We start from the raw sequence: 2,546 nt of genomic DNA, 5'->3' as shown, positions 1-2,546 counted from the left end.
GCTCCGGCGCCGCCAACCAGCAGGTTGCCCTGAGCGATGGCGTAGGTCTCGCCGTCGGCGCCCTTGAGCGGGGTCATCAGCAGGGTGCCGCCGCGCAGGCTGCGGGCGTTGCCGATCGACGATACCACCACGTCGAGACGCTGCCCCGGCTGCGAAAAGGGCGGCAGGTCGGCGGTCACCATCACCGCCGCCACATTGCGCAGCTGCATGTTGGTCCCCGGCGGCACGGTGATGCCGAGCTGGGAGAGCATGTTGGTCAGACTCTGCCCGGTGAAGGGCGCCTGCATGGTCTGGTCGCCGGTACCGTCGAGTCCCACCACCAGGCCATAGCCCACCAGGGCGTTGTCGCGAACGCCGGCGAAGGTCGCCAGGTCGCGCAGCCGCTCGGCCTGGACCGGCGCCGCCAGGGCGAGCCACAGCGCCGCGCCGAACAGCCAGGCCATGGGCGAGATCCGCGATGAGAGCATGAAGCAAGAATTCCTAGGCATCTATCGAACGCTCCCGATCAGAAAGGCGAGACATTGAGGAAGAAGCGCTGCAGCCAGCCCATGTGCTGTGCCTCGTTGATATAGCCGTCGCCGACGTACTCGATGCGCGCATCGGCGACCTGCGTCGAAGGCACGGTATTCTGGCCGGTGATGGTGCGCGGATTGACCACCCCCGAGAAGCGGATGAACTCGCGCCCCTGGTTGATGCCGACCTGGCGCTCGCCGCGCACCCGCAGGTTGCCGTTATGCATCACCTCGAGCACCGACACGGTGATGGTACCGGTGAAGTTGTTGCTGGCCTGGGTGCCCCCGCCTCCCGAAAAGGCGTTGCCCCCCGACACGTCGAACCCGTAGTCGACCAGGAAGTCGATCACATCGGGAATCTGCATGATGTCGAGATTCGCCGAGCCATTGCGGGTGGCGCTGCTCTGGGAGTTGGAGCTGGCGCTGACCTGCTCGTCGAGCACGATGGTGAGGATGTCCCCCACCTGACGCGGGCGACGATCCTCGAACAGCGGCTGGACGCCGCGATGCGCCTGATAGATGGAGCCATTGGGAATCGGCGGCGGCGGCTCGGCGATATTGATCATCTCCTGCTCGCCCACCAGGGAGGCGCGCGGAATCTGCGCACAGCCGGCCATGATGGATACCATCATGGCCGCCACCGCCAGCCGCCACAGGTGCGAAGAGGTCTGCCCTTTCATGCGTCGTCCGCCCTCGTCGGATTACAGCTGCGCGAGGCGCGCCAGCATCTCGTCGCTGGTCTGCACCGCCTTGCTGTTGATTTCGTAGGCCCGCTGGGTCTGGATCATGCTGACCATCTCCTCCACCACGTTGACGTTGGAGGTCTCCACGTAGTTCTGCATCAGCCGCCCGGCCCCGTTCATGCCCGGCATCGTCTCGTTGCGAGGACCGGAAGAGGTGGTCTCCAGATAGAGATTGCCGCCGATGCTCTGCAGACCGGTGGGATTGACGAAGGTCGAGATGGTGATCTGGCCGATCTGGGTGTCCTGGGAGGTGCCCGGCTGGGTCACGGTGACGATGCCGTCCTCGCCCACGCTCAGCGACAGGGCGTTGTCGGGAATGATGATCGCCGGCTCCATCGGATAGCCGTTGGCGGTGACCATCTGGCCGTTCTCGTCGATCTGGAAGCTGCCGTCACGGGTGTAGGCGGTGGTACCGTCGGGCAGCAGCACCTGGAAGAACCCCTGCCCGTTGATCGCCAGGTCGCGGGAGTTCTCGGTATTCTGCAAGCCGCCCTGAGTGTGCAGGCGCTCGGTGGCCACCGGGCGCACGCCGGTTCCCACCTGCATGCCGGAAGGCAAACGGTTCTGGACGTTGTTCTGCGCCCCGGGCTGGCGCAGGTTCTGATAGAGCAGGTCCTCGAACACCGCCCGCGAGCGCTTGAAGCCGTTGGTGCTCACGTTGGCCAGGTTGTTGGAGATCACGTCCAACTGCACCTGCTGCGATTCGAGACCGGTCTTGGCGGTCCACAGCGATTTGATCATCGTTCGGTTCCTCGTTAACCCTGAATGGAGAGCAGGTTGTTGGCGCGCTGGGCATTCTCGTCGGCGCTACCGATCACCTTCATCTGCATGTCGTAGCGCCGCGCCACGTCGATCATCGCCACCATGCTCTCGACAGCACTGACATTGCTGCCCTCCAGGGTACCGCTGACCAGGCGCGCATCTTCGTCCGCCTCGAGCACGACCGGCTCGCCCTCTTCGCCGACGGGCGGCCGGAACAGGCCGTCGTCGCCGCGCAGCAGGTCCGCCTCGGGCGTCACCAGCTTGAGACGCCCGACGTCGACCAGCGCATCGGGATCCTCGCCCTGGCCGATGGCGCTCAAGGTACCGTCGCTGCCCACCGAAAGCTGGGCGCCCAGCGGCACGACGATGGGCCCGCCCTCGCCGATCACCGGTCGCCCGGCGAGCATGACGATGCCATCTCCATCCACCTGCAGGTCGCCACGCCGGGTATAGGCCTCGCTCCCGTCGTCGGCCTGCACGGCGAGCCAGGCGCCACCCTCGAGAGCGACGTCCAGCTCGCGCCCGGTGC

Annotated in this window: 4 protein-coding genes; all 4 read right to left on the bottom strand. The window is 66.1% G+C overall.

Annotated elements, in window-relative coordinates; all coding sequences use genetic code 11:
* On the bottom strand, positions 1–443 hold a 443-nt coding region (locus B7L72_RS01485), incomplete at its 3' end, for a flagellar basal body P-ring protein FlgI (protein WP_176212815.1).
* A gap of 62 nt (positions 444–505) precedes the next feature.
* Positions 506–1,144: a flagellar basal body L-ring protein FlgH gene (locus B7L72_RS01480; protein ID WP_371317412.1), complete on the bottom strand. Its 639-nt coding sequence runs from the start codon at positions 1,142–1,144 to the stop codon at positions 506–508.
* A gap of 69 nt (positions 1,145–1,213) precedes the next feature.
* The gene (flgG, locus tag B7L72_RS01475) at positions 1,214–1,996 is read right to left on the bottom strand and encodes a flagellar basal-body rod protein FlgG (protein ID WP_081139151.1); all 783 of its coding nucleotides are present in this window, start codon (positions 1,994–1,996) and stop codon (positions 1,214–1,216) included.
* Between the two features lie 14 nt (positions 1,997–2,010).
* On the bottom strand, positions 2,011–2,546 hold a 536-nt coding region (locus tag B7L72_RS01470; protein WP_081192147.1), incomplete at its 5' end, for a flagellar basal body rod protein FlgF.

It is taken from the genome of Halomonas sp. BC1, assembly GCF_002078135.1.
In the GTDB taxonomy this organism is placed as follows: domain Bacteria; phylum Pseudomonadota; class Gammaproteobacteria; order Pseudomonadales; family Halomonadaceae; genus Vreelandella; species Vreelandella stevensii.
The sequence above is the reverse complement of the archived record's forward strand: the minus strand, read 5'-3'. Positions and strand labels throughout refer to the sequence as shown.

What these genes read in the sequence shown, in the direction of transcription:
- flgG (WP_081139151.1), bottom strand. Translation starts at nt 1,996, where the DNA reads ATGATCAAATCGCTGTGGACCGCCAAGACCGGTCTCGAATCGCAGCAG.
- B7L72_RS01480 (WP_371317412.1), bottom strand. Translation starts at nt 1,144, where the DNA reads ATGATGGTATCCATCATGGCCGGCTGTGCGCAGATTCCGCGCGCCTCC.